Source organism: Streptomyces sp. NPDC092370, assembly GCF_044755265.1.
Classification (GTDB): domain Bacteria; phylum Actinomycetota; class Actinomycetes; order Streptomycetales; family Streptomycetaceae; genus Streptomyces.
The window spans coordinates 66,833-91,466 of the sequence record NZ_JBIVQO010000012.1 but is presented as its reverse complement, the minus strand read 5'-3'; the positions used below and the strand labels follow the sequence as shown (position 1 = coordinate 91,466).

Here is a 24,634-nt window from a genome sequence, read left to right as displayed (position 1 = left end):
GAGCCGAAACCGCGATCCGCCAGGAGGGCCACAACCGCGAACGGCCGGGAAAGCCCAAACCGCGATCCGCCAGGAGGGCGGAAACGTGAACGGCCAGGAACGCCACAACCGGAAACGGCCAGGAGCGCCACAACCACGAACGGCCGGGAAAGCCCAAACCGCGATCCGCCGGGCGCGCCACAACCACGAACGGCCGGGAAAGCCGAAACGGCGATCCGCCGGGAGGGCGGAAACGTGAACGGCCGGGAGGGCCGGAACCGCGAAAAGCCGTCCGGGGTCAGCCGAAGCGGTTCAGCAGGCGGCGGTACAGGCCCGGTGCCAGGCCGCGGACCCGGCCCGGGACGGTGAGCCAGGTGGGGACGTAGGCCTCGTCGCGGTTGTGCCGCACGGCTTCCCAGATGGTGCCGGCCACGCAGCCGGGCGAGAGGAGACCGGAGCGCTTGCCGTCATAGGGCCTGCCGCGGCGGGGCTGGAAGGCCTTGTCGACGGCTCCGGACACGACGAAGGTCACCCCGACGCCCGTGCCGCGCAGTTCCTGGCGCAGCGCCTCGGCGAAGGCGGCCAGGCCGGCCTTGGCGGCGGAGTACACCGCTTCCTCTCGCAGGCCCACGCAGCCCGCGACCGAGCCGAGCAGCACCACGCGGCCCCGTCCGGCCGCGATCATGGAGGGCAGCACCTCGCGTACGAGGTGGAGCGTGGCGTTGAGGTCCAGGGTCAGCACCCGGTCGATGTCGGTGTGCGGCATGGCGGCGAAGGGGCCCGTCCACCCGAGGCCCGCTCCGGCGACCAGGACGTCGATCCGGCCGGTGGTGTGCAGCGCGGACTGGGCCAGCAGACGCGGACCGCCCGGGGCGGCGAGGTCGGCGGGCAGCACGACGGCCGACGTACCGAACGCCGTCTGCTCCAGGCGGTGCCGGTCTCGCCCGTTGAGGATCAGCTGCCAGCCGTCCATGGCGAACCGCCGCGCCGTCGCCGCGCCGATACCCGAGGAGGCTCCGGTGACCAGGGCGACGCGCCGGTCGAGACGCCGCGGCGGCCCGTATTGGTTCACCCGGTCGGGGACGGGCGTCGTGGCGCGGTGCGGGACGGGGTCCGCCGGCGGGTCGTAGGCCGAGCCGGAGCCGGTGAGTGTCACGAGTCGCTCTCCCCTGCGCTGTGCGTCCGCCGTGGTCTCTCGTCTGTCTCCATGCGCTCCCTAGAAACGGAACCCCTTCTCGCCGGAGGCCGCCACCGCAGGGCGCGCGGTTGCGCCAACCGGGGGACTTTAGGGGGCCGCGGAAGGCGTCGTGGACCTACCCGCGCGAAGATGTTGAACATTGAACGGAATAGGTCTACGGTGGGCCTCGTTGGAGTAGTTAAAGATTCAACATCCCACTCAGGAGGCGTACACACCATGAGCATCTTCAGCCGCGACGACGCCCGGACCGCCACCACCACCGGTACCGCCGTGACCCCCGAGCCGGCCGCCCTGACCGGCGACTACACGATCGATCCCGCCCACTCGACGATCGGGTTCGTCGCCCGACACGCCATGGTCACCAACGTCAAGGGCAGCTTCCAGGACTTCACGGGCACGCTGCACCTGGACGGCTCCGACCCGTCGCGATCGACGGCCTCCCTCGACGTCGTGATGGCCAGCATCAGCACGGGCAACGCCGACCGTGACGGCCACCTGAAGAGCGCGGACTTCTTCAAGGCGGACGAGTTCCCGGCCATGACGTTCCGCTCCACCGAGGCACAGGCGCTGGGCGGTGACGACTACCGGATCACCGGCGACCTGACGATCCTGGGCACCACCCGCCCTCTCACCATCGACCTCGAGTTCAACGGTGCCGCGAAGGACCCCTTCGGCAACGAGCGCGTCGGCTTCGAGGGCAAGGCGGAGATCCTGCGCTCCGAGTGGGGCCTGACCTGGAACGCCGCGCTGGAGACCGGCGGTGTCCTGGTATCCGACAAGATCAAGCTCAACTTCGACATCTCGGCCGTCAGGAACGCGTGAGCCCCGCGGGACCGGCCCGGTGACACGCCACCGGGCCGGTCTGGCCGGTTCCGGGCCCTTGTGCAAAGACTGTCGGCGTTCTCATAATCCAGCAGCAGTGTTTTGACCAGTCCATGCCAGCACATGGACGTTCTTTTTGCCCTTGTTGCTGTCATGCACTCGTCAATCTGATGCTTCGGTTGCACATCTCCCCGGTCAACCCCCCACGAAAGGCATCACGTTGAAGAGACTTCTGACGGCCCTCAAGAGATGCGCGGTCCTCGGCGCCGCCGCGCTCGCGATCGCCAGTCTTCAGCCCGTCTCCGCCGCACAGGCCGCCCCCTCGCCCGTCGTCGGCGGGACCCGGGCCGCACAGGGCGAGTTCCCGTTCATGGTCCGGCTCTCCATGGGCTGTGGCGGTGCGCTCTACACCCAGCAGATCGTGCTCACGGCCGCGCACTGCGTGGGCCGGTCCGGCAACAACACCGGCATCACCGCCACCGCGGGGGTCGTCGACCTCCAGTCCACCAGCGGCCGGGTCCAGGTCCGCTCCACCAAGGTGCTGCGCGCCCCCGGCTACAACGGCACCGGCAAGGACTGGGCGCTCATCAAGCTCGCCCAGCCGATCAACCTGCCGACTCTGAAGATCGCCACCACCGCGCAGTACAACACCGGTGACTTCACCGTCGCGGGCTGGGGCGCGAACCGTGAGGGCGGCTCCCAGCAGCGCTACCTCCTGAAGGCGACCGTCCCGTTCGTCAGCGACTCCGCCTGCAAGGCCTACGGCGGTCTCTACGGCGACCTCGTCGCCGGCGAGGAGATCTGTGCGGGCTTCGACGCGGGCGGCGTCGACACCTGCCAGGGCGACTCCGGCGGCCCGATGTTCCGCAAGGACAACGCCGGCGACTGGATCCAGGTCGGCATCGTCAGCTGGGGCGAGGGCTGCGCCCGCCCCGAGGCCCCCGGCGTCTACACGGAGGTCTCCGCCTTCGCCTCCGCCATCGCCTCGGCGGCATCGACCCTCTGACCCACGGCTTCGCGGGCCCGACGCCGATGAGGCGCCGGGCCCGTTGCGTTCGGCCCCGCGGCATGCAGCGGCGTCCGGGCCCGGCGCTTCGCGACGGCACGACCGCCCGGCCTCAGCCGTGCGCGCTCCCTGACTCCAGCCTCCGCACCGCCGCCGCCACCTGCGCGGCCCGGCTCCCCGTCGTCCTGGCCCGCAGGACGCCGAGCATCACCAGATACCGGTCCGTGCGGCCCAGCGCCTCGAAGGCCGCGGCGGCGCGAGGGCTCCGGGCCAGGGCCACCACCAGGTCCCGAGGGACCTCCGCCTCCTTCTGCGACGCGTACGCCGCCTCCCACCGGCCGTCCGCCCGCGCGGCCGCCACCTCGGCGAGTCCGCCCGGCCGCATCCGTCCGGCGGCCGTCAGTTCCTCGACGCGCCGGACGTTGACCATGGACCAGAGGCTGCCGGGGCGCCGCGGGGTGATCCTCTGGAGGTAGGACGACGCGTCGAGGCCCTTGCGCTGCCCGGTGATCCAGCCGTGGCAGAGGGCCACGTCGTTGACGTCGGCGGCGCTGACGGACGGGATGCCCGAGCCCTTCTTCGCCACCTTGACCCACAGGCCGGGATGCGGGGCCGGATGGTCGGTGAGCCAGGCGTCCAGGTCGGCCGTGGTCGTGAAGGAGACAGGGTCCGGGGCGTCGGAGGTGGTCATGGCCCCACGGTAGGGACGCGATAGGACAGATCGTGTCCGCTACGCGAGCAGCGCGCGGGCCTGTTCACGGGCCTGGCCGACGGCGTCCGGCAAGGCGCCCAGCCCGTGAGAAACCCAGGGCGGTCCAGGAGCATCGGCGTCCTGGCCGTCGAGTCCGCGGACTCGGGGTCGGTCTTCGGCGAGACCCTCGTACAGGCCCCGCTCAGAACCCGCCGCCGAAGTCGCCACCCCCGCCACCGAAGTCGCCTCCCCCGCCACCGAAGTCCCCTCCCCCGAAGCCGCCTCCGAAATCGCCGGTGTCGAAGTCCGCGCCGGAGACGTCACCGCCCTCGTAGCCGCCGAAGTCGCCGTAGCCGGAGCCGTAGTCGGCCGCGTAGGCGGGGCCGGCCATCATGCTGCCGAGCATGGTGCCGACGAGGAGGCCGGGCAGGAGACCGCCGCCGAAGTAACCGCCGGCCCAGGGGCCGTACGCCGGACCGGCCTCCCAGTAGGGGCGGCGGCCGTAGTCGGTGTCGACCTCGCGGATCACCGGGTCGCGGCCCTCGGCCAGACGCCGCTCGTCGGCCGCGCAGACCGGGACCTCGCGGGCGCTGCCGGTCGGGGGCGTCCAGGTGGCGTCGGCTACGGAGGGGCCGTGGCGCGGGTCGAAGAAGCAGGGCGGCCGGCGCTCCGGCAGGGCTCCGCCCTCGCGGCGGGCCGCGAGGCGGGCGAGGGAGAACCGGCCGTCCTCCACGGCCTGGGTGACGGCCCGGACGTCCTCCGGTTTCGTCGCGCCAGCCATCAGCGACTTCGCCTGCTCGTAGGCGTCCAGGGCACGCTCGTAGTCGGCGCGCATCGCGTCGTCGGCGCCGGGTTCCCCGGGGTGGAAGTCGAGCCGGTCGAGTTCCTCGCCGAACGCGGTGATGTCCTCGTCGACGACCACCCGCAGCTTCTCCAGCGCGGCCCGCTGCTCCTCCTCGTGCCGGCGCCGGTTGCGGCGGGCCAGGGTGTAGGCGCCCGCGCCGCCGGCCGCGACCAGGGCGCCGACCGTGATCAGGCCGCCGACCGGCACGTCGGTGCCCGAGCCGTCGCTCCAGCCGCTCGGCGCCGAGCCGCCCACGTTGCGCAGGGCATCGTCGACGAAGTCGTTCAGCTGGGCCTTGGTGTCGCCCCCGTTCTGCACCGCCGTGACCAGGTTGGACACCGCCTGGCGACTCATCACGGAGCTGTCGGCCCGGGCGTCGAACCGGTCGCCGAGGTGGACGCCGTACAGGCCGGTGACACCGGTCTCGGTGCGGAGGTTCCGGAAGAGGTCCTGCGTGGGGTAGCCGGCCGGGAGGACCGCCACGAACACCGGCTTGTCCGCGTCCTTGATCTTGTCGGCGAGGGCCTCCGCGTCCGACGCGGCCAGCTGTCCCGAGGCGGCCGGATCGACGTAGACGGGGCTCTCGCGCAGGTGCCGGGCGACATCGGACAGGTCGGTGGCCGCATGCGCCCCGGACGCACCGGCCAGCAGCACCGCCAGGACGGCGGCGAACGGCACGATCAGCAGACGTACGACGGTACGCACCAGCACGGCCTTCATATGTTCGAAGCTACCTGAAAGGGCGCAAAAAGGGTGATCCGTCGAGGCAGAGATTTGTCGACGCGGCTGCGCCTAGGATGCCCTTCGGCCATCCATGAGGGGCGGGGACAGGGACATGTTCGGACGACGCAGGGCTGCGGACATGACGGTGTCCGAACTGACCGAGCTGGACCGGTCGCGCACGCGGGCCGACCTGCTGTGGGAGCTCTTCCGGCACGCCGAGGCGGAGGTGACGTCGGCGATCGGCTGGTATCTCGCCCGGCGCAGGGGACCGTCGCTGTGGTCGCGTTCGCTGCGGGCGCTCGCCACGCTGCTGGGCATCGTCGGCACCATCACACCGCTGGTGCACGCGGCCGCGCCCACAGCCGTGCAGCCCGAGTGGGGTTTCGTGTTCCTGGCCGGCGGCGCCGGCTGCGTCCTCTTCGACCGGATCTTCGGGTTCTCGGCGTCCTGGACCCGCTACATCCGTGCGGAGCTGGCGTTGCAGCAGATCCTCAAGAAGGCGCAGTCCGACTGGGCGCAGGCGTTCCTGAGGACCACCGACTCCCCCAGCGACAAGGAGCAGGCCGCCCTGCTCGGCGTGATCGAGCGGCTGCGGGCCGACGCCCAGCGCATCATCGAGGACGAGGGCACGGCGTGGGTCGGGTATCTGGCCGACGGCGTCGAGGAGCTGACCCGCTCCACCAGCACCGCCGGCGGCCAGCGTTCCCACACCGCGGGTCTCTTCCGCCTCGACCGGACGCCCGGCCGTGACCGGGGCGGCGAGGTCCCGGTACCGCGCTCCCGGGACACGGCGATGTGACACGCGCCCCGGGCACCCGCCCCGGCGGGAGTGCGGCTACTGCGCCGGAGCGACTCCGGCGCGCAGCAGGCCGTAGGTGTACGCGTCCTCCAGGGCCTGCCAGCTCGCGGCGATGACGTTCTCGGCGACACCGACCGTCGACCACTCGCCCGTGCCGTCGGACGTGGAGATCAGAACGCGGGTCGTGGAGTTGGTGCCGTGCCTGCCCTCCAGGATGCGGACCTTGTAGTCCACCAGCTCCAGCTTGGCGAGCTGGGGGTAGATCTTCTCCAGGCCCACGCGCAGGGAGCGGTCGAGGGCGTTGACCGGGCCGTTGCCCTCGGCGGTGGCGACGATGCGCTCGCCCTTGGCCCACAGCTTGACCGTGGCCTCGTTGGCGTGGGAGCCGTCGGGCCGGTCCTCGACGATCGCCCGCCAGGACTCGACCTCGAAGTAGCGCAGCGGCATGCCCTGCACCTCGGCGCGCAGGAGGAGTTCGAAGCTCGCGTCGGCCGCCTCGTACGTGTAACCCTCGAGTTCGCGTTCCTTGACCCGCTCCACCACCCGGCCGACCAGCTCGCGGTCGCCGCCGAGGTCGACGCCGAGCTCCTTGCCCTTGAGCTCGATGGACGCGCGCCCGGCCATGTCGGAGACCAGCATCCGCATGGTGTTCCCGACCAGTTCGGGGTCGATGTGCTGGTAGAGGTCCGGGTCGACCTTGATCGCCGAGGCGTGCAGACCGGCCTTGTGGGCGAAGGCGGAGAGGCCGACGTAGGGCTGGTGCGTGGAGGGGGTGAGGTTGACGACCTCGGCGATCGCGTGCGAGATGCGGGTCATCTCGCGCAGGCGCCCCTCGGGCAGCACCTTCTTGCCGTACTTCAGCTCCAGGGCCGCCACGACCGGGAAGAGGTTGGCGTTGCCGACGCGCTCGCCGTAGCCGTTGGCCGTGCACTGCACGTGGGTCGCGCCCGCGTCGACGGCGGCCAGGGTGTTGGCGACGGCGCAGCCCGTGTCGTCCTGGGCGTGGATGCCGAGGCGGGCGCCGGTGTCGGCGAGGACGGTGGAGACGACGGCCTGGATCTGGGCCGGGAGCATGCCGCCGTTGGTGTCGCACAGGACGACCACGTCCGCGCCGGCCTCCGACGCGGTACGGACGACCGCCTTGGCGTACTCCGGGTTGGCGCGGTAGCCGTCGAAGAAGTGCTCGCAGTCGATGAAGACGCGGCGGCCCTGCTCCTTGAGGAAGGAGACGGTGTCGCGGACCATGGCCAGGTTCTCGTCCAGGGTCGTGCGCAGGGCGAGCTCGACATGGCGGTCGTGCGACTTGGCGACGAGCGTGATCACCGGCGCGCCCGACTCCAGGAGCGCCCTGACCTGGGGGTCCTCGGCGGCGGTGGTGCCGGCGCGGCGAGTGGAGCCGAACGCGACGAGCTGGGCGTGCCGGAAGTCGATCTCCTGCTGGGCGCGGGCGAAGAACTCGGTGTCCCGGGGGTTGGCGCCCGGCCAGCCGCCCTCGATGAAGCCCACCCCGAAGTCGTCCAGGTGCCGTGCGATGGCCAGCTTGTCCGCGACGGTGAGGTTGATGCCCTCCCGCTGGGCACCGTCGCGCAGGGTGGTGTCGAAGACGTGGAACGAATCGTCGAGCTCGCTGCTAGCGGTCATGGTCTCAAGGCTCCTGAGGATGGGATCTCGGTCGTACCGGAATGACCGGCTCCACCGCCCTCACATACTCCCTCGCGCTCTCGCCTCCGGCTGTGGGTGGGCCGAAAATGCGAAAAACCTCTCGCGGGTGCGAGAGGTCTGCGCGCGGGTCGAGGACGACGGTGTCCGCCCGTACCTGGTCGTACGTGGCGGTCACTGCGGACCGGCGCGCCTGCTGCCAATAATCGTGGCGAACGAGAGCACGGCGGAAGTCTGGCACAACCCCGCGCTTCGCTCACCGCCGTCTCAGGATGCGGTCGGTCACCCCCCGTGACGGGCGTGGACGCGCGAGGCTCGGCCCGCCGGGCGGGGCCTCGCCGTCGGTGCCGTCCGGGGCGACGCTCGCCTTCTCGGTCCGCGGCGCCGGCGTGGGCGCGGCGGCCCATGCCGATCGAACAGCGCTCGGCTCCGACCTCTGCCTGGGAGTGATCGTCTTGGGCCGGCTGCCGCCGCCCTTCGGCCCGGACTGGTGGTCGTAGGTCAGCGCGGTGCTCGCGGGCACGGTGGTGGGCGTGGCTGTTCACGGCCCCGCTGGCGCTGGTCCCGTTGCGCACCGGCACCAACCGGTCGGCCCCCTCCGGCGCCCCCGTTCGGAGTCCGCGGGCGGCTGGCCGGCTCGGTGGTCGGGCACCCGCCGGCCCTCGGTCACACGGCGCTGACCGTGTGGATCGGCGGGGACGTGATGGTGAGCGTGCCGGCCGGCCGGGCCGCCGCAGGGCGGGGTGGACTTGCAGCTTCCTGCTGTCGGGGGTGGTGGGCGGGGTGGCGTACGCGCTGACGGCCCCGGGTTCCGCGCGGCGGGAACCCGGGGCCGGTCAAGGCAGCCACTACGTCTTGCCCGACTCGATCGGGCGGTGGAGGGGCGAGGCCCGGGGGTCCGGGGCGGGCTGGTCTTCTTCGGCCACCCCCACGCGAAGCCCCCCGGGACCGAGGACGACTCAGCCCAGCCGGTGCATCCAGCCGTGCTTGTCCTCGGCCGTACCGCGCTGGATGTCCAGCAGCGCCTGGCGCAGCCGCAGCGTGACCTCGCCCGGCTCTCCCTCGCTCTGCTTCCACTCCGCCCCGGACCGCTTCACCGTACCGACCGGAGTGATCACCGCGGCCGTACCGCAGGCGAAGACCTCCGTGAGCGACCCGTCCTCCGAGTCACGCTGCCACTGGTCGACCGAGATCCGGGCCTCCTCCGCCTCGTACCCGAGGTCACGGGCGACGGCGAGCAGGGAGTCCCGGGTGACGCCCTCCAGGATCGACCCGGTGAGCGTCGGCGTGACGATCTTGTTCCCGTACACGAAGTACAGGTTCATGCCGCCCAGCTCCTCGACCCATGTGTGCTCCACGGCGTCGAGGTAGCAGACCTGGTCGCAGCCCTTCGTGGCGGCCTCGGCCTGGGCGAGCAGGGACGCCGCGTAGTTGCCGCCCGTCTTCGCGTCGCCCATGCCACCGGGGACGGCACGGACGCGGTCCTCGGAGACCCAGATGGACACCGGCTTCACACCACCGGGGAAGTACGCCCCGGCCGGGGAGGCGATCACCAGGAACAGGTACTCGTTGGCCGGCTTCACCCCCAGACCGACCTCGGTGGCGATCATGAAGGGGCGCAGGTAGAGGGACTCCTCGCCGCCGTGCGCCGGCACCCATGCCTGGTCCTGCCGGACCAGGGCGTCGCAGGCCTCGATGAACGTCTCGACCGGCAGCTCGGGCATCGCGAGCCGGCGGGCGGAACGCTGGAAGCGCTCGGCGTTCTTCTCGGGGCGGAAGGTGGCGACGGACCCGTCGGCCTGGCGGTAGGCCTTCAGCCCCTCGAAGATCTCCTGCGCGTAGTGCAGAACCGTGGTGGCGGGGTCCAGGGAGATCGGCGCGTACGGCACGAGCTGACCGTCGTGCCAGCCCCGGCCTTCCGTCCACTTGATCGTCACCATGTGATCGGTGAAGTGGCGGCCGAACCCGGGGTTGGCCAGGATCGCCTCGCGGTCTGCGGCGGAGAGCGGGTGGGCGGAGGGCTTGAGCTCGATCGTGGGCGTCGTCATGGGTTGATGTCCTTCACCGGTTGTAGTGACGGGCCGCGCTCGGTACTGCTCTGATGGTGACCAGTGCTAGGACGTCCGAGCATTCCCTCGTTCCGCGGCCTCGCGTTCGATTATCGCCCGGGGGCGGCGGCGCAAGGAACGGGGTGAATGCGGCCCGGTGGTCGATGGTGGCACCCGGCGGGAACATGCGAAAGCCGCCGGGCGCGGTTGCGACCCGGCGGCTTGCGGTGTGCAGCGGCGGGTCAGCCGGCTACGCGTACGGCGAGCGCGTCGCCGATCTCCGAGGTGGAGCGGGCGGGCTTGCCGGTGCGCTCGGCGAGGTCGGCGGCGACCGCCCCGTCGATGCGGGCGGCCTCGGCCTCGTAGCCGAGGTGGCGCAGGAGCAGGGCGACGGACAGCACGGTGGCGGTCGGGTCGGCCTTGCCCTGGCCGGCGATGTCCGGGGCCGAGCCGTGCACGGGCTCGAACATCGAGGGGAACTCGCCGGAGGGGTTGATGTTCCCGCTGGCGGCGACGCCGATGCCGCCGGAGACGGCTGCGGCGAGGTCGGTGACGATGTCGCCGAAGAGGTTGTCGGTGACGATCACGTCGAAGCGCTCGGGCTGCGTGACGAGGTAGATCGTCGCCGCGTCCACGTGCATGTACTCGGTGGTGACCTCGGGGAACTCCGCGGCCACCTTGTTGAAGACGTTCGTCCACAGGTGGCCCGCGAAGGTCAGCACGTTGTTCTTGTGGATCAGCGCCAGCTTCTTGCGCGGGCGGGCCTGGGCACGCGCGAAGGCGTCACGGACCACGCGCTCGACACCGAAGGCCGTGTTCACGGAGACCTCGGTGGCGACCTCGTGCTCGGTGCCCTTGCGGATCGTGCCGCCGTTGCCGGTGTACGGGCCCTCGGTGCCCTCGCGCACGACGACGAAGTCGATCTGCGGCTCGCCGGCGAGCGGGGTGGCGACACCCGGAAGGAGCTTCGACGGACGCAGGTTGACGTGGTGGTCGAAGGCGAAGCGGAGCTTGAGCAGGAAGCCGCGCTCCAGGACGCCGGAGGGCACGCTCGGGTCGCCGATCGCGCCGAGCAGGATGGCGTCGTGCCGCTTCAGGGCGTCGAGGTCGGCGTCGGTCAGGGTCTCACCGGTGGCGTGGTAGCGCCGGGCGCCGAAGTCGTACTCCTCGGTCTCCAGCTTCACATCCTGCGGAAGGACGGCGGAGAGGACCTTCAGACCTTCGACCACGACCTCCTGGCCGATGCCGTCACCGGGGATCACTGCGAGATTGATGCTGCGAGACATGCGGGCACCCTACTCCTCGTCCCATGGAATGACATTCGGTGTCCGTGATGCGGACAGCCAGGAGGCCCCGACGGAGGGACGGCACCCCTCCGCCGCATGCCGTTCACCCATATGTGGTGCGGCCGTCGGCCTCCGCTGGGAAGTTCACTGGACATGGAGATCCCCCACTTCGGCATCCCGCCCGAGCTCGCCCGCCGGATGAGCATGGCGGAGCAGCACGAATACCTGCGGACACGACTGTCCCGGCGGCGCACCCTGGTGACCGCGGGCGCGGTGGCGAGCGGGCTGCTGACCGGCTGCTCGGGTTCCGGCTCGCGTCCCGGGCGGGACGGCGCCGCGGCGGCCGGGAGCCCGTCGCCCGGCCCCTCGCAGGCGCCCGGTTCCCTCATCACGCCCTTCGGCCGCCATCTCGCCTTCGGCGCCGACCCGAAGACGCAGATGCGGATCTCCTGGCAGGTGCCGCTCGCGGTGAAGAAGCCGTACGTACGGGTGGGACTGCGCCCCGACGACCTCGACCGCAAGGTCGAGGCGGAGCTGCGCGACCTGCACACCCCGGAGCTGAAGGGCATCCGGGCGGCGGTCGACCAGTACTACCTGCATGCCGCGCTGGACGGTCTGCGCCCGGACACGACGTACTACTACGGCGTCGGTCACGAGGGCTTCGACCCGGCGTCCCCGCGGCACCGGCCGACCGTCACGTCCTTCCGCACGGCGCCCGCGCGCCCGCCGGAGCGGTTCGTGTTCACCGCGTTCGGCGACCAGGGCGTCGGGGAGGATGCGGCCCTCAACGACCGGACGCTGCTGCGCCGGAAGCCCGCCTTCCATCTGCACGCCGGCGACATCTGCTACGCCGATCCGACCGGCAAGGGCAAGGAGTCGGACGTCTTCGACGCCGGACAGTGGGACCGGTTCCTGAAGCAGACCGAGCCGGTGGCCAGGTCGGTGCCGTGGATGGTGACGACCGGCAACCACGACATGGAGGCCTGGTACTCACCGGACGGCTACGGCGGCCAGCTCGCCCGGTTCTCCCTGCCGGACAGCGGCTTCGACGCGCGCACGGCGCCGGGCGTGTACGCCTTCACGTACGGCAACGTCGGCGTGGTCGCGCTGGACGCGAACGACGTGTCGTACGAGATCCCCGCCAACTTCGGCTACACGGAGGGGAGGCAGACCAGGTGGCTGGAGAAGAAGCTCGGCGAACTGAGGTCGTCCGCGGACGTCGACTTCATCGTCGTGTTCTTCCACCACTGCGCCTACTCGACGTCCACGCACGCCTCCGACGGCGGGGTGCGCGCCGAGTGGCTGCCGTTGTTCGCCCGGCACGAGGTGGACCTGGTGATCAACGGCCACAACCACGTCTACGAGCGGACCGACGCCATCCGGGACGGCGAGGTGGGCAGGCCGGTGCCGGTCGGCGCGACGACGGATCCGCGGCGGGACGGGATCGTGTACGTCACCGCGGGCGGCGGCGGCAAGGAACTGTACGGCTTCCCCGGCGGCGTGAAGGAGAGCTACGAGGGGAACACCGCGGACCACGAGCCGGTCGCCACGTTCCGGTGGACCAAGTCCCGGGACACCAGGGCGGAGTCGGTGCAGTGGTCGCGGGTGCGCTACCGCGGATTCTCGTTCCTCTCGGTGGAGGCGGAGAGCGGCGCCAGGCCGAAGCTCACGGTGTCGGCGCTGGCGTCGAGCGGTGAGCGGATCGACCATTTCGAGGTGCGGCGCGGGGCGTGAGGCCCCGCACCGCGCCTCGTCGGGCGGCTCCCGTTCCTGCGGCGGCTCAGTGGCCGCTGGATCCGCCGTTGTCCCTGCGGTCGAGGGCGCGCTGGAGCGCTGCGGCGGCGTTCTTGCGGTCTGACTCGGTCGTACGGGAGACGTGACGGACTCGGCGGCGGACGGTCGTCTCGGCCATGGGAAATCGACTCCTTCGTCAGCACGGAGTGCGCAGGGAGGGTTACGAGACTGCCCCACTGCCTATGGGCGTGGGTGGGACCCCCAGAAGGGGCGGGGAGCGGCGCCGCAGGGGTTGCCTGCACGGGGCCCGGCTCACGACCGCCATTCGCTTGGTCGAGCGAGACGTTCGGCTCCTACAAAGCTAAGGGAGGCCGGAGCGTCTGTCTCCACAATTACTCGGACTTCCTACTATCTGAGACGGTGGACTGGGTCACACCATGCTGACCTGCGGTGATTCCTAGAGCACGTCGCCGTCGCGCCAGTCGAAGAGGAGCGGGTGAGCGGGGTCGAGGGAGCCGGCGGTGGCGGTCCGTACGTAGGTGCTCCCCTCCTCGTCCGGCATCCGGACGACGCCGTCCCGAGGGCTCAGGGCGTGCACCTCCCCCGTCCACGGCTGCCAGCCGCGGGAGGTGTAGAGCCGGGCCCCGTCGTCGCTGGCGGAGAGGGCGCCGAGGTCGTAGGCGCGGTCGACGACGCGCTCCAGTTCCGCCATGACCCGGCCGCCGAGGCCGGTGCGGCGGGCGTCGGCGCGAACGGCGACGTTCTCGACGTACCCGGTGCGCAGCCACCGGTCGCGATGCCGCACCCGGCGCATCACGACCGCTCCGTGCGCGGCGAGCCCCGAGCCGTCGTGCACGAGGGCGTGCATGCCGCCGAGGCCGTGGTCCCAGTCCTCGTCGCCGAAGTCGCCGTCGAACGCGGCGTCCAGGAGGCCTCGTACGGCGTCGAGTTCGGCGGGGGTGAGGTCGGCGGTGTGGGCGGTGCGCGCTCGGGTGGTCATCGGGCCAGTCTTCCCGGCGGACATGCCGGCGGGCCAGGTCGTTTCGCGACCTGGCCCGCCGGTGCGGCCGGATGTCAGCCCATGTGCGGGTAGGTGTAGTCGGTCGGCGGGACCAGCGTCTCCTTGATGGCGCGGGTCAGGGTCCAGCGCATCAGGTTCTGCGGGGCACCGGCCTTGTCGTTGGTGCCGGAGGCACGGCCGCCGCCGAAGGGCTGCTGGCCGACGACGGCACCGGTCGACTTGTCGTTGATGTAGAAGTTGCCGGCCGCGTAGCGCAGCTTGTGCGCCGTGTGGGCGGCCGCGGCGCGGTCACCCGCGATGACCGAGCCGGTCAGGGCGTAGTCGGAGACGGCTTCCATCTGGGTCAGCATCTCGTCGTACCGGTCGTCCTCGTAGACGTGCACGGCGAGGATCGGGCCGAAGTACTCGGTGCGGAAGACCTCGTTGTCCGGGTCGGTGCACTCGATGACCGTCGGACGGACGAACCAGCCCTCGGAGTCGTCGTAGGTGCCGCCCGCGACGATCGTGCAGGAGGCGTCCTCCCGGGCCCGGTCGATGGCGGCCTTGTTCTTGGCGAAGGCACGCTCGTCGATGACGGCGCCGATGAAGTTCGACAGGTCGGTGACGTCACCCATCTTGATGCCGTCGACCTCGGTGGCGAACTCCTCCTTGAAGCCGGAGTTCCAGATCGAGGCGGGAATGTACGCCCGGGACGTGGCGCTGCACTTCTGGCCCTGGTACTCGAAGGCACCGCGGGTCAGGGCGGTCTTGAGGATCGCCGGGTCGGCCGAGGGGTGGGCGACGAGGAAGTCCTTGCCGCCGGTCTCGCCGACGAGGCGCGGGTAGGTGCGGTACTTCTCGATGTTCGCGCCGACCGTCTTCCACAGGTACTGGAAGGTCGGGGTCGACCCGGTGAAGTGGATGCCGGCGAGGTCGCGGTGGTCCAAGGCGACCTTGGAGACCTCGATGCCGTCGCCGGTGACGAGGTTGATGACGCCCTTGGGCAGACCGGCCTCCTCCAGCAGCTGCATGAGCAGGACGGCGGCGTGCGTCTGCGTCGGGGACGGCTTCCAGACGACGACGTTGCCCATCAGGGCCGGGGCCGTCGGCAGGTTGCCCGCGATCGCGGTGAAGTTGAAGGGCGTGATCGCGTAGACGAAGCCCTCCAGCGGGCGGTGGTCCAGACGGTTCCACACGCCCGGGGCGTTCGCCGGCGGCTGCTCGGCGAGCAGGTTGCGGGCGTAGGAGACGTTGAAGCGCCAGAAGTCGACCAGCTCGCACGGGGTGTCGATCTCGGCCTGCTGGGCGGTCTTGGACTGGCCGAGCATGGTCGAGGCGGCGAGCGTCTCGCGCCAGGGGCCGGCCAGCAGCTCGGCGGCGCGCAGGATGATCGCCGCGCGGTCGTCGAAGGACATCGCGCGCCAGGCGGGCGCGGCGGCGAGGGCCGCGTCGATCGCGTCCCGGGCGTCCGCCTGCGTGGCGTTGCGGTAGGTGCCGAGCACGGCCTGGTGGTTGTGCGGCTGGACGACCTGGAACGCCTCGCCGCCGCCCATCCGCTTCTCACCGCCGATGGTGCAGGGCAGGTCGATCGGGTTGTCGGCCAGCTCCTTCAGCCGGGCCTCCAGCCGCGCCCGTTCCGGCGAGCCGGGGGCGTAGCCGCGCACCGGCTCGTTGACGGGGGTGGGGACCTGGGTCACAGCGTCCATGTTTTCCGTAACTCCTTACTGAGCGGTGATTCGGTCAGCCCTGGGTGAGCATGCTTCGGGCGAAGAAGCGCAGGTTCGCCGGCTTCTTTGCGAGTCGGCGCATGCCGTGCCTATCCGGGGGCGACCCCCGGACCCCCGGCAGGGGCCGCAGCACAGCGCCGTTCCATCAGCCACGTGTGATCACACTCCTGACGAAGAAGCGCAGGTTCGCCGGCTTCTCCGCGAGTCGGCGCATGAAGTAGCCGTACCAGTCGGTGCCGTAGGCGGTGTACACGCGCATCCGGTGGCCCTCGGCGGCCAGCCGCAGGTGCTCCTCGCCGCGGATGCCGTAGAGCATCTGGAACTCGTACTCGTCGGACTTGCGCCCGGCCCGGTGGGCGAGCTCCTGGCCGATCGCGATCAGGCGCGGGTCGTGGGACCCGATCATCGGGTACCCCTCCCCCTCCATCAACGTCCGCAGGATCCGCACGTATGCCCGGTCGATCTCGTGCCTGTCCTGGTACGCGACCGAGGCCGGTTCCTTGTAGGCGCCCTTGACCAGGCGGACCCGGCTGCCGCTCGCGGCGAGGCGGCGGGCGTCGTCCTCGGTGCGGAAGAGGTAGGCCTGGATGACGCACCCGGTCTGCGGGAAGTCCTTGCGCAGTTCCTCGTGGATGGCGAACATCGAGTCCAGCGTGGTGTGGTCCTCGGCGTCGAGCGTGACCGTGGTGCCGATCTCGGCAGCGGCCTCGACGACCGGGCGGACGTTCTTCAGCGCCAGCTCGTGGCCGTCCTCCAGGGCCTGCCCGAACATCGACAGCTTCACCGACATCTCGGCGCGGGTGCCGAGCTCCAGCGGCTTGAGACGGTCGACGAGCTCCAGATAGGCGTCCCGGGCGGCGGCGGCCTGCGCGGGGTTGGTGATGTCCTCGCCGACGACGTCCATCGTCAGCTCCAGGCCCTGCCCGGTCAGGTTCCGGATGACGGGGACGATGTCGTCGACGTCCTCGCCCGGGATGAAGCGGTCGACGACCTGCTTGGTCACCGGGGCCGCCGAGATCAGGCGTCGCATCCGGTCGCTGCGCGACGCGGCGAGAATCACGGGACCCAGCACGGGGCACCTCCAGAGCACAAGCAACGTGAGGGCCGGACCCCTCGCGGATGACACGTCGGGTACGGCACGGAGAACCACCGTGAAACCTAAGGATCCCTCCGATCGTCTGCCATCGACAGCTGTCACGCATCCGTGCCGCAGATCTCAGACAGATGTATGAAGGGCTTCGGGAAGTGCGGGACAATGCCCGGGTGACGTCGGAACACAGGGGCGACTACGAGGAGCTCGTCGACGAGATCTCGGAGCTGCTCGGCGCGCCCGCGACCCTGGAGAACCGGGACTTCGAGCTGATCGCCTTCGGGGCGTACGACAGTGAGAGCGACCTCGATCCGTCGGCCCTGGACCCGGTGCGCACCCGTTCGATCCTCACCCGCCGCTCGACGGCGGCGGTCCGCGCCTGGTTCGAGGGCTTCGGCATCACGCGGGCGACGGGTCCCGTCCGTATCCCGCCGACCCCGGAGGCCGGTGTCTACCGGGGCCGGATCTGTCTCCCCGTCCGCCACCGGGGCGTGGTCCACGGCTACGTCTGGCTCCTGGACGACGATCCCGGCCCGAGCGAGCTCCGGCTCGCCGACGCCATGCGGGTCACGGCCCGCATCGGTGCCCTGCTCGCGGACGAGGCGCAGCACGGCGCCGACCTCAGCCGTGAGCTCCGGGCCGTGCTCACCGCCGAGCGCGGCTGGCAGAGCGACATGGCCGTCGCCGAGCTCCGCACGGCCCTCGGTCCCCGGGCCGAGGGCCTGCACACCCTGGTGTGCATCGCCCCCTGGCCCTCGGCCGACCCGGACGACGCCCCGTCGGTCCGCGCGGTCCCGGGTGCGACGGCCCTGTGCACCCTGCCGTGGGGGGCGACGGCCCAGTGTGTGGCCGTGCTCCTGCGCCTGCGCTCCCCCGAGGTCATGACTCCGGCCACCACGGCGGCGGGGCGGCTGCTGGAGCGGGCGCGCGGGGCGAGCGGCCCGGCGAGCGCGGCCGGGCAGGGGCCGGGTTCCGGCGGTCCGGGCGGAGCCGGCGCCGGCGGTTCGGACGGCGCGGCAAGCGGTCCGGCCGGGATGTCACGCTCCGCCAGGTCCCACCCCACGGCGTCCGCCGGCGGAGCGACCGGTGCCGCCCCGCCCGGCCGCCCCGGTGACGCGTCGCGCGGAGCCGGCGGACCCGCCGCCGGTGTCGCCACCCCCCGTTCCGGCCTCGCCGACCTGGCGGCCGCCTGGCGGGAGGCGTCGGCGGCCGCCCGGGCGGCGCTGGCCGAGGCGCGGCTGGGGCCCGTCGCGCAGTGGACGTCGATCGGGCCGTTCCGGATGCTGACCGCTCTGCCCCCGGAGATCGCCCGCGACCCCGCCGCCCGGACCCTGCTCGCCCCGGCCCACCACGAACTCGCCCGGACGGCCGAGGTCTACCTCGACTGCGCCGGCCAGGCCGCCCGGGCCGCCGCCGAACTGGGCGTCCACCGCCAGACCCTGTACTACCGCCTGTCCCGGATCGAGAAGCTCACCGGACTCGACCTGGACGACGGCGAGGACCGTCTGCTGCTGCACATGACCCTGAAGGCACACCGGCTGTGAGGACCGCCCCGCCCATGCCCCTGCTGCTGCTGGACCTGGACAACACCCTGGTCGACCGGGACGCCGCGTTCCGAGCGGCGGTCGTGGACTTCCTGGCCGTGCACGCCCTGCCCGCGCACGACGCCGAGTGGCTGATGACCGTCGACGCCGGCGGCTACACGCCCCGCGCCGAGGTGGCCCGGGCCGTACGCGCACGGTACGGCGAGCAGGTCCCCGGCCCGGCCGTCCGCTCGCTGCTCGACGGGGGCGCGGCCGACCGCGTGGTCCTGTCCGCTCCCGTCCGCACCGCCCTCGTCCGGGCGGCCACCGCCGGCTGGACCCTGGTCATCGTCACCAACGGCCGCACCGCGCAGCAGGAGGCCAAGATCCGCGGGACCGGTCTCGACGCGCTGGCCCACGGCTGGGTCGTTTCCGAGGCGGTCGGCCACAAAAAGCCCGCGCCGGAGATCTTCCACGCCGCTGCCGCCACCGTCGGCGCCACCCTGGAGGGCGCCTGGATGATCGGCGACTCGCCGCACGCCGACATCGCCGGGGCGGCCGGCATCGGCGTCCGCAGCGTCTGGGTGTCGGCCGGCCGCCCCTGGACCGGGACGGCACACACCCCCACCCGGACCGCCCCCGACACCGTGTCCGCCATCGACTCGGTCGTCGACACCCCCGGGTGAGGGGGACGCGTCACTTCACTTCCCCCTGGCGGCCTCGATCACCTGGCGGAGCCCGGCGGCGAGCTGCCCTGCCTCCGGCGCGCTCTTCGGATCGAAGGTCCACTGCGCCATGAGCCCCATCATCAGGGTCAGGTAGAAGTATCCGAGGGTGTCCACCTGCTCGTCCGTCACCTCGTCCTCGGGCCCCCCGTGGAAGAGCGTGACGATGCCGCGCGCCCCCTCCCGCTGGGCCCGCGCGAGGTGCTCCCGCACCTCCGGCAGCTGGTCCCCCATGGCGACGATCTCCGTGCTGAGCCGCCACAGGGAGCCCGGCTCCCGCATGGTCCCGATGATGTTCGCCCACACCTCGGTGAACCGCTCGAGCGACCCCGGCTCACCCCTGAGCTCGCCGCCGCCCTCGAACGCGTCGGACATCCCCTCCACCATCTCGACGTACGCCTGCGCGAGCAGCGCGTCCTTCGAGCCGTAGTGGTACCCGATCGATGCCAGGTTGGTCCCCGACTCCTTGACGATGTCGCGCGCGGTGGTGCGCAGGAAGCCCTTCGCCAGCAGGCAGCGCTTGGCGCCTTCCAGCAGATCCTCACGGTGTCCCATGGCATGCCACCCTATCCGCCACCCAGACGAGCGTATTAAACATGCGTACTAGACAAGCGTATAAGACGCTCGTACAGTCCTGCCCATGACGATCGAACCCCACCCGCCCGCCCTCGCCGGCCACCGCGCATGGACAGCGCTGGGCGTGCTGATGCTTCCGCTGCTGCTGGTCTCGATGGACGTGTCGGTGCTCTACTTCGCGGCCCCTCAGATCAGCGCCGACCTTGAACCCACCGGCACCCAGCAGTTGTGGATCTTCGACATCTACGCCTTCGTCCTGGCTGGACTGCTGATGACGATGGGAGCGCTGGGCGACCGCATCGGCCGTCGCAAGCTGCTGCTGATCGGCGCCGCCGCCTTCGGAGCCGCCTCGCTGGCCGCGGCGTACGCCCACAGCGCCGAGGCCCTGATCGCGGCCCGCGCGCTGCTGGGCATCGGCGGCGCCACCCTGATGCCGTCGACGCTGGCGCTGGTCCGCACGATGTTCACCGACCCCGCGCAGCGCGCGAAGGCGATCGCCCTGTGGTCCGGCGTGATGGCCGGCGGCGTCGCGCTCGGCTCGGTGATGAGCGGCGTGCTCGTCGAGCACTTCTGGTGGGGCTCGGTCTTCCTGGTCAACCTGCCCGCGATGGCCCTGCTGCTGGTTCTCGGACCGATCCTGCTTCCCGAGTCGAGGAACCCCTCCCCCGGCCGCTTCGACTGGCTGAGCGTACCGCTGTCGATGGCGGCGGTACTGCCGGTGATCTACGGCCTGAAGGAGATCACGACGGAGGGCTGGAACGTCCGGTACGTCGTCTCGATCACCGTCGGCCTGCTCTTCGCCGCCCTCTTCGTCCACCGGCAGCGCACGTCGGCCTCACCCATGATCCCGCCCTCGCTGTTCCGCATCCGCGGCTTCGGGCCCGCCGTCGCGTTGAACCTGCTCTCCCTGTTCGCGATGATGGGCTCGGCGTTCTTCACCACGCAGTACATCCAGTCGGTGCTCGACAAGAGCGCGCTGGAGGCCTCGCTGTGGTCGCTGCTCCCGTCGATGCCGATCGGCGTGGCGGCCCCGATGGCTGCCGTGCTGGTCCAAAAGGGCCTGTCCCGCGCCGCGGTCGTCACGGCGGGCTTCGTCATCTCCGCGAGCGGTTACGGGCTGCTGGCCCTCGCCGGCCCGGATTCGATGTGGCTCGTGCTGACCGCGTGCGGTGTCCTGGCCTTCGGCATCGTGATGGTGACGACCCAGGTCATGGACCTGGCGATGGGCGCGGCCCCGGTGGAACGGGCGGCCACCGCCTCATCGTTGATGGAGACCGGCGCGGAGTTCGGCGGTGCCCTGGGCATGGCGGTCCTGGGCTCGATCGGTACGGCCGTCTACCGCCGCGAGATCCCCGGCTCCGCCCCGGCCCCCGCCCACGAGACGCTGGGCGGCGCGCTGGCCGTGGCCGAGCGACTGCCGGGGCGCGCGGGGGACGCCCTGGCGACGACGGCCCGGGAGGCCTTCACCAGCGCGATGAACGGGGCGGCGATCGCGGGCGCGGCCCTGCTGCTGTGCGCGGCGGTGCCGGCCGCGATCACGCTCCGGCGGGTGCCCGGCCCCGAGGGGCCGGGCACGGAGAACGCTGGACGGCCCGACTCGCTGGAACGAGTCAGCCCGTCCGGGGTGTGAAGTCGAGTCCGGGCAGGGGGAACGAGGCCCCGGGGGCGACAGCCCCCGGGGAAGGTCAGGCCAGGTTCACGGAACGCGCGGACGTGGCACCGATCTCCGCGGCCACCTCGGCCAGCACACCCGCGGTCACCGTGTCGTCCACGGTCAGCACCGCCAGCGCCTCGCCACCGGCCGCCGCCCGCGACACCTGCATGCCGGCGATGTTGAGGCCCGCCTCGCCGAGGATGCGGCCCACCGTGCCGACGACGCCCGGACGGTCCTCGTACTTCAGCACGATCATGTGGTCGGCGAGCGCGAGGTCGACGTCGAACTCCCCGACGGCGACGAGCTTCTGCAGGTGCTTGGGGCCGGCCAGCGTGCCGGACACCGACACCTCCTCGCCGTCGGCGAGGGTGCCGCGCACCGTGACCACGTTGCGGTGCTCGGTCGCCTCGGAGCTGGTGGTGAGGCGCACCTCGACACCCCGCTCCTGCGCGAACAGCGGGGCGTTGACGTACGACACCGTCTCGTCGACGACGTCCTCGAAGACACCCTTGAGCGCGGACAGCTCCAGAACCTTCACGTCGTGCTGGGTGATCTCGCCGTACACCTCGACGTCCAGGCGGACCGCGACCTCACCGGCGAGCGCGGTGAAGATCCGGCCCAGGCGCTCGGCGAGCGGCAGGCCCGGCTTGACGTCCTCGGCGATGACACCGCCCTGCACGTTCACCGCGTCCGGCACGAGCTCACCGGCGAGGGCGAGGCGCACCGAGCGGGCGACCGCGATACCGGCCTTCTCCTGCGCCTCGTCGGTGGAGGCACCGAGGTGCGGGGTGCAGACGACCTGGTCGAACTCGAACAGCGGGGAGTCCGTGCAGGGCTCCTTCGCGTACACGTCGAGACCGGCACCGGCGACCCGGCCCTCCTTGAGGGCGGAGTACAGCGCCTCCTCGTCGACGATCCCGCCGCGCGCGGCGTTGACGATGCGCACGCTCGGCTTGACCTTGCGCAGCGCCTCGTCGCCGATCAGGCCGAGGGTCTCGGGCGTCTTGGGGAGGTGGACGGTGATGAAGTCGGAGACCTCGAGCAGCTCGTCCAGCGACAGCACCTTGACGCCCATCTGCGCGGCGCGGGCGGGCTGCACGTAGGGGTCGTAGGCGACGACCTTCATGCCGAAGGCCGACATGCGCTGCGCGACGAGCGCGCCGATGCGGCCGAGGCCGACGACACCGAGGGTCTTCTCGGCCAGCTCGACGCCCGTGTACTTGCTGCGCTTCCACTCGCCGTTCTTCAGCGCGGCGTTGGCCTGCGGGATGTTACGGGCCGTGGCGACGAGCAGACCGCAGGCCAGCTCGGCGGCGGTCACGATGTTCGAGGTGGGGGCGTTGACGACCATCACGCCGGCCTTGGTGGCGGCGGAGACGTCCACGTTGTCCAGGCCGACGCCGGCTCGTGCGACGACCTTCAGCTTGTTCGCGGCGGCGATCGCCTCGGCGTCGACCTTGGTGGCCGAACGGACCAGGATCGCGTCCACGTCGGCGATGGCCGGGAGCAGCTCGGCTCGGTCCGCGCCGTTGCAGTGGCGGATCTCGAAGTCCGGGCCCAGGGCGTCGACGGTGGCGGGCGACAGCTCTTCAGCGATGAGTACGACGGGTTTCGAGCTCACGTGAGTCCTCACAAATCCAGTGCTGCGGACGGCCGTCCCGACGGCCGCAGGCGGTGGAGGGTTGCTTGCCGCGTGGAAGACGCACGACGCTGTGGGCCTGACGCGTATGTGTGCAGCAGTCTAGTGGCGCCGGGGGCATCGTCCTGTGCCGCTGCGGAAGGATCACCCGTCCGTGGCCGGACGGGATGGACAACGCCGTACCACCGACGTTACCCGGGGTTCACCGAAGGGGCCGGAGCGGGATGCTCCGGCCCCTTCGGGCAGGCGGCTTACGCCTCCTCGTCGACCCAGCTCATGAGCTTGCGCAGCTCCTTGCCGGTGGTCTCCAGCAGGTGCTCGGAGTCCTGCTTCTTGTACTCGTTGTACTTCTTCAGACCGCCGTGGTACTCGTCCATCCACTGCTGCGCGAACGTGCCGTCCTGGATCTCGGCGAGGACCTTCTTCATCTCGGCCTTGGTGGCGTCCGTGATGATCCGCGGGCCGGTGACGTAGTCGCCCCACTCGGCGGTCTCGGAGATCGACCAGCGCATCTTCTCCAGGCCGCCCTCGTACATGAGGTCCACGATCAGCTTCAGCTCGTGCAGGCACTCGAAGTAGGCGATCTCCGGCTGGTAGCCGGCCTCGGTCAGCGTCTCGAAGCCCGCCTTGACCAGCGCCGCGGTGCCACCGCACAGGACGGCCTGCTCACCGAACAGGTCGGTCTCGGTCTCCTCGGTGAAGGTCGTCTTGATGACGCCGGCGCGGGTGCCGCCGATGCCCTTCGCGTACGACAGGGCCAGCGCGAAGGCGTTGCCCGTGGCGTCCTGCTCGACGGCGGCGATGCAGGGAACGCCGCGGCCCTCCTCGTACTGGCGGCGCACCAGGTGGCCCGGGCCCTTGGGGGCGACCATGCAGACGTCGACGCCGGCCGGGGGCTTGATGAAGCCGTAGCGGATGTTCAGGCCGTGGCCGAAGAACAGGGCGTCGCCGTCGTTCAGGTTCGGGGCGATGTGCTCCTCGTAGACCTGGGCCTGGATGGGGTCCGGGACGAGGATCATGATGACGTCGGCCTCGGCGGCGGCCTCCGACGGGCTCACCACGCGCAGGCCCTGCTCCTCGGCCTTGGCCTTGGACTTGGAGCCCTCGTGCAGACCGACGCGGACGTCGACACCCGAGTCGCGCAGCGACAGCGCGTGGGCGTGGCCCTGGCTGCCGTACCCGATGACCGCGACCTTGCGGCCCTGGATGATGGACAGGTCGGCGTCGGCGTCGTAGAACAGCTCGGCCACTTTGGGTTCTCTCCTCGGGAGTGCAGGTGTTGCGTCCCACCGTATGACGGCGGGCGGAAGGGAAGCTTGAGGGTCTCGGAATACGGGCGGCCGACGGCGCGCCGACCGCCCGTTCTCCGTCTTATGCCGACCGGTCCAGGGCGCGCAGCGACCGGTCCGTGATGGAACGGGCACCACGGCCGATCGCGATGGTGCCGGACTGGACGAGTTCCTTGATGCCGTACGGCTCCAGCATCTTGAGCATCGCGGTCAGCTTCTCGCCGGATCCGGTGGCCTCGATGGTGACGGCCTCCGGGGAGACGTCGACGGTCTTGGCGCGGAACAGCTGGACGATCTCGACGATCTGGGAGCGCGTCTCGTTGTCGGCGCGCACCTTCACCAGGACGAGTTCGCGCTGCACCGCCTGCGACGGCTCCAGCTCGACGATCTTCAGCACGTTGACGAGCTTGTTGAGCTGCTTGGTGACCTGTTCCAGCGGCAGGTCCTCCACGCCGACGACGATGGTGATGCGGGAGATGTCGGGGTGCTCGGTGACACCGACGGCGAGCGAGTCGATGTTGAAGCCGCGGCGGGAGAACAGGGCGGCGATCCGGGCGAGGATGCCGGGGGTGTTCTCCACCAGGACGGAGAGCGTGTGCTTGGACATGATCTGCTTCCTTTA

At 71.3% G+C, this 24,634-nt stretch carries 21 protein-coding genes and 1 pseudogene; 8 read left to right on the top strand and 14 right to left on the bottom strand.

Annotated features, from left to right (window positions below):
- Nucleotides 1–277: 277 nt before the first annotated feature.
- Nucleotides 278–1,135 carry an SDR family NAD(P)-dependent oxidoreductase gene (locus ACIQHQ_RS30075; protein WP_402617690.1) on the bottom strand — a complete coding sequence of 286 codons (858 nt, stop codon included), beginning with the start codon at nucleotides 1,133–1,135 and terminating at the stop codon, nucleotides 278–280.
- A 258-nt stretch (nucleotides 1,136–1,393) separates the two neighbouring features.
- Between ACIQHQ_RS30075 and ACIQHQ_RS30070 the strand changes: the two genes are divergently transcribed.
- Nucleotides 1,394–1,999, top strand: a complete 606-nt coding sequence (locus tag ACIQHQ_RS30070; RefSeq protein WP_402617688.1) for a YceI family protein — start codon at nucleotides 1,394–1,396, stop codon at nucleotides 1,997–1,999.
- A gap of 220 nt (nucleotides 2,000–2,219) precedes the next feature.
- Entirely contained in the window at nucleotides 2,220–3,005 is a 786-nt protein-coding gene (locus ACIQHQ_RS30065) for a S1 family peptidase (protein WP_402617685.1), read from the top strand.
- Nucleotides 3,006–3,117: 112 nt separating this feature from the next.
- On the opposite strand, the gene ACIQHQ_RS30060 is transcribed toward ACIQHQ_RS30065, so the two are convergent.
- Nucleotides 3,118–3,696, bottom strand: coding sequence for a YdeI family protein (locus tag ACIQHQ_RS30060; RefSeq protein WP_402617682.1), 579 nt, complete (start codon nucleotides 3,694–3,696; stop codon nucleotides 3,118–3,120).
- A 202-nt stretch (nucleotides 3,697–3,898) separates the two neighbouring features.
- A complete protein-coding gene (locus ACIQHQ_RS30055) occupies nucleotides 3,899–5,260 on the bottom strand; it encodes a hypothetical protein (protein WP_402617680.1) in 1,362 nt (453 codons plus the stop codon).
- A 142-nt stretch (nucleotides 5,261–5,402) separates the two neighbouring features.
- Between ACIQHQ_RS30055 and ACIQHQ_RS30050 the strand changes: the two genes are divergently transcribed.
- Nucleotides 5,403–6,062 carry an SLATT domain-containing protein gene (locus ACIQHQ_RS30050; protein ID WP_402617677.1) on the top strand — a complete coding sequence of 220 codons (660 nt, stop codon included), beginning with the start codon at nucleotides 5,403–5,405 and terminating at the stop codon, nucleotides 6,060–6,062.
- Between the two features lie 36 nt (nucleotides 6,063–6,098).
- Here ACIQHQ_RS30050 and cimA read toward each other — a convergent pair whose 3' ends face one another.
- On the bottom strand, nucleotides 6,099–7,703 hold the full coding sequence (gene cimA, locus ACIQHQ_RS30045; RefSeq protein WP_402617674.1) for a citramalate synthase: 1,605 nt from the start codon (nucleotides 7,701–7,703) through the stop codon (nucleotides 6,099–6,101).
- 407 nt (nucleotides 7,704–8,110) lie between these two features.
- On the opposite strand from cimA, the pseudogene ACIQHQ_RS30040 reads away from it, so the two are divergent.
- Nucleotides 8,111–8,511, top strand: a pseudogene (locus ACIQHQ_RS30040) (cytosine permease); the annotation flags it as partial.
- 169 nt (nucleotides 8,512–8,680) lie between these two features.
- Here ACIQHQ_RS30040 and ACIQHQ_RS30035 read toward each other — a convergent pair.
- Together ACIQHQ_RS30035 and ACIQHQ_RS30030 are read right to left on the bottom strand one after the other, a co-directional pair.
- Nucleotides 8,681–9,769 carry a branched-chain amino acid aminotransferase gene (locus ACIQHQ_RS30035; protein ID WP_402617671.1) on the bottom strand — a complete coding sequence of 363 codons (1,089 nt, stop codon included), beginning with the start codon at nucleotides 9,767–9,769 and terminating at the stop codon, nucleotides 8,681–8,683.
- Between the two features lie 242 nt (nucleotides 9,770–10,011).
- Nucleotides 10,012–11,055 (bottom strand): 3-isopropylmalate dehydrogenase, encoded by a 1,044-nt coding sequence (locus ACIQHQ_RS30030; RefSeq protein ID WP_402617668.1) that lies wholly within the window; start codon nucleotides 11,053–11,055, stop codon nucleotides 10,012–10,014.
- Nucleotides 11,056–11,208: 153 nt separating this feature from the next.
- Here ACIQHQ_RS30030 and ACIQHQ_RS30025 point away from each other — a divergent pair, with 153 nt between their 5' ends.
- Nucleotides 11,209–12,789: a purple acid phosphatase family protein gene (locus ACIQHQ_RS30025; protein ID WP_402617665.1), complete on the top strand. Its 1,581-nt coding sequence runs from the start codon at nucleotides 11,209–11,211 to the stop codon at nucleotides 12,787–12,789.
- A 46-nt stretch (nucleotides 12,790–12,835) separates the two neighbouring features.
- Here ACIQHQ_RS30025 and ACIQHQ_RS30020 read toward each other — a convergent pair whose 3' ends face one another.
- The 4 genes from ACIQHQ_RS30020 to ACIQHQ_RS30005 all read right to left on the bottom strand — a co-directional run bounded on the left by ACIQHQ_RS30020 (nucleotide 12,836) and on the right by ACIQHQ_RS30005 (nucleotide 16,588).
- Nucleotides 12,836–12,967: a hypothetical protein gene (locus ACIQHQ_RS30020; protein WP_104781486.1), complete on the bottom strand. Its 132-nt coding sequence runs from the start codon at nucleotides 12,965–12,967 to the stop codon at nucleotides 12,836–12,838.
- Between the two features lie 279 nt (nucleotides 12,968–13,246).
- Nucleotides 13,247–13,789: a GNAT family N-acetyltransferase gene (locus tag ACIQHQ_RS30015; protein ID WP_402617661.1), complete on the bottom strand. Its 543-nt coding sequence runs from the start codon at nucleotides 13,787–13,789 to the stop codon at nucleotides 13,247–13,249.
- A gap of 74 nt (nucleotides 13,790–13,863) precedes the next feature.
- Nucleotides 13,864–15,495: an L-glutamate gamma-semialdehyde dehydrogenase gene (gene pruA / locus ACIQHQ_RS30010; protein ID WP_402617658.1), complete on the bottom strand. Its 1,632-nt coding sequence runs from the start codon at nucleotides 15,493–15,495 to the stop codon at nucleotides 13,864–13,866.
- Between the two features lie 166 nt (nucleotides 15,496–15,661).
- The gene (locus ACIQHQ_RS30005) at nucleotides 15,662–16,588 is read right to left on the bottom strand and encodes a proline dehydrogenase family protein (protein WP_402617655.1); all 927 of its coding nucleotides are present in this window, start codon (nucleotides 16,586–16,588) and stop codon (nucleotides 15,662–15,664) included.
- A 152-nt stretch (nucleotides 16,589–16,740) separates the two neighbouring features.
- Between ACIQHQ_RS30005 and ACIQHQ_RS30000 the strand changes: the two genes are divergently transcribed.
- Both ACIQHQ_RS30000 and ACIQHQ_RS29995 read left to right on the top strand, forming a co-directional pair.
- Nucleotides 16,741–18,150 (top strand): PucR family transcriptional regulator, encoded by a 1,410-nt coding sequence (locus ACIQHQ_RS30000; protein ID WP_402617652.1) that lies wholly within the window; start codon nucleotides 16,741–16,743, stop codon nucleotides 18,148–18,150.
- A gap of 14 nt (nucleotides 18,151–18,164) precedes the next feature.
- Nucleotides 18,165–18,815, top strand: a complete 651-nt coding sequence (locus ACIQHQ_RS29995; RefSeq protein ID WP_402617649.1) for an HAD family hydrolase — start codon at nucleotides 18,165–18,167, stop codon at nucleotides 18,813–18,815.
- 15 nt (nucleotides 18,816–18,830) lie between these two features.
- On the opposite strand, the gene ACIQHQ_RS29990 is transcribed toward ACIQHQ_RS29995, so the two are convergent.
- Entirely contained in the window at nucleotides 18,831–19,409 is a 579-nt protein-coding gene (locus ACIQHQ_RS29990) for a TetR/AcrR family transcriptional regulator (RefSeq protein WP_402617646.1), read from the bottom strand.
- 85 nt (nucleotides 19,410–19,494) lie between these two features.
- On the opposite strand from ACIQHQ_RS29990, the gene ACIQHQ_RS29985 reads away from it, so the two are divergent.
- The gene (locus tag ACIQHQ_RS29985) at nucleotides 19,495–21,060 is read left to right on the top strand and encodes an MFS transporter (protein ID WP_402617644.1); all 1,566 of its coding nucleotides are present in this window, start codon (nucleotides 19,495–19,497) and stop codon (nucleotides 21,058–21,060) included.
- Between the two features lie 55 nt (nucleotides 21,061–21,115).
- Here the strand turns inward: ACIQHQ_RS29985 and serA are convergent, their stop codons facing one another.
- The 3 genes from serA to ilvN form a co-directional block, all read right to left on the bottom strand.
- Nucleotides 21,116–22,705: a phosphoglycerate dehydrogenase gene (gene serA, locus ACIQHQ_RS29980; RefSeq protein WP_402617641.1), complete on the bottom strand. Its 1,590-nt coding sequence runs from the start codon at nucleotides 22,703–22,705 to the stop codon at nucleotides 21,116–21,118.
- 269 nt (nucleotides 22,706–22,974) lie between these two features.
- Nucleotides 22,975–23,973: a ketol-acid reductoisomerase gene (ilvC, locus tag ACIQHQ_RS29975; protein WP_031137995.1), complete on the bottom strand. Its 999-nt coding sequence runs from the start codon at nucleotides 23,971–23,973 to the stop codon at nucleotides 22,975–22,977.
- Nucleotides 23,974–24,094: 121 nt separating this feature from the next.
- Nucleotides 24,095–24,619, bottom strand: coding sequence for an acetolactate synthase small subunit (gene ilvN / locus ACIQHQ_RS29970; RefSeq protein WP_003993148.1), 525 nt, complete (start codon nucleotides 24,617–24,619; stop codon nucleotides 24,095–24,097).
- Between the last annotated feature and the right edge of the window lie 15 nt (nucleotides 24,620–24,634).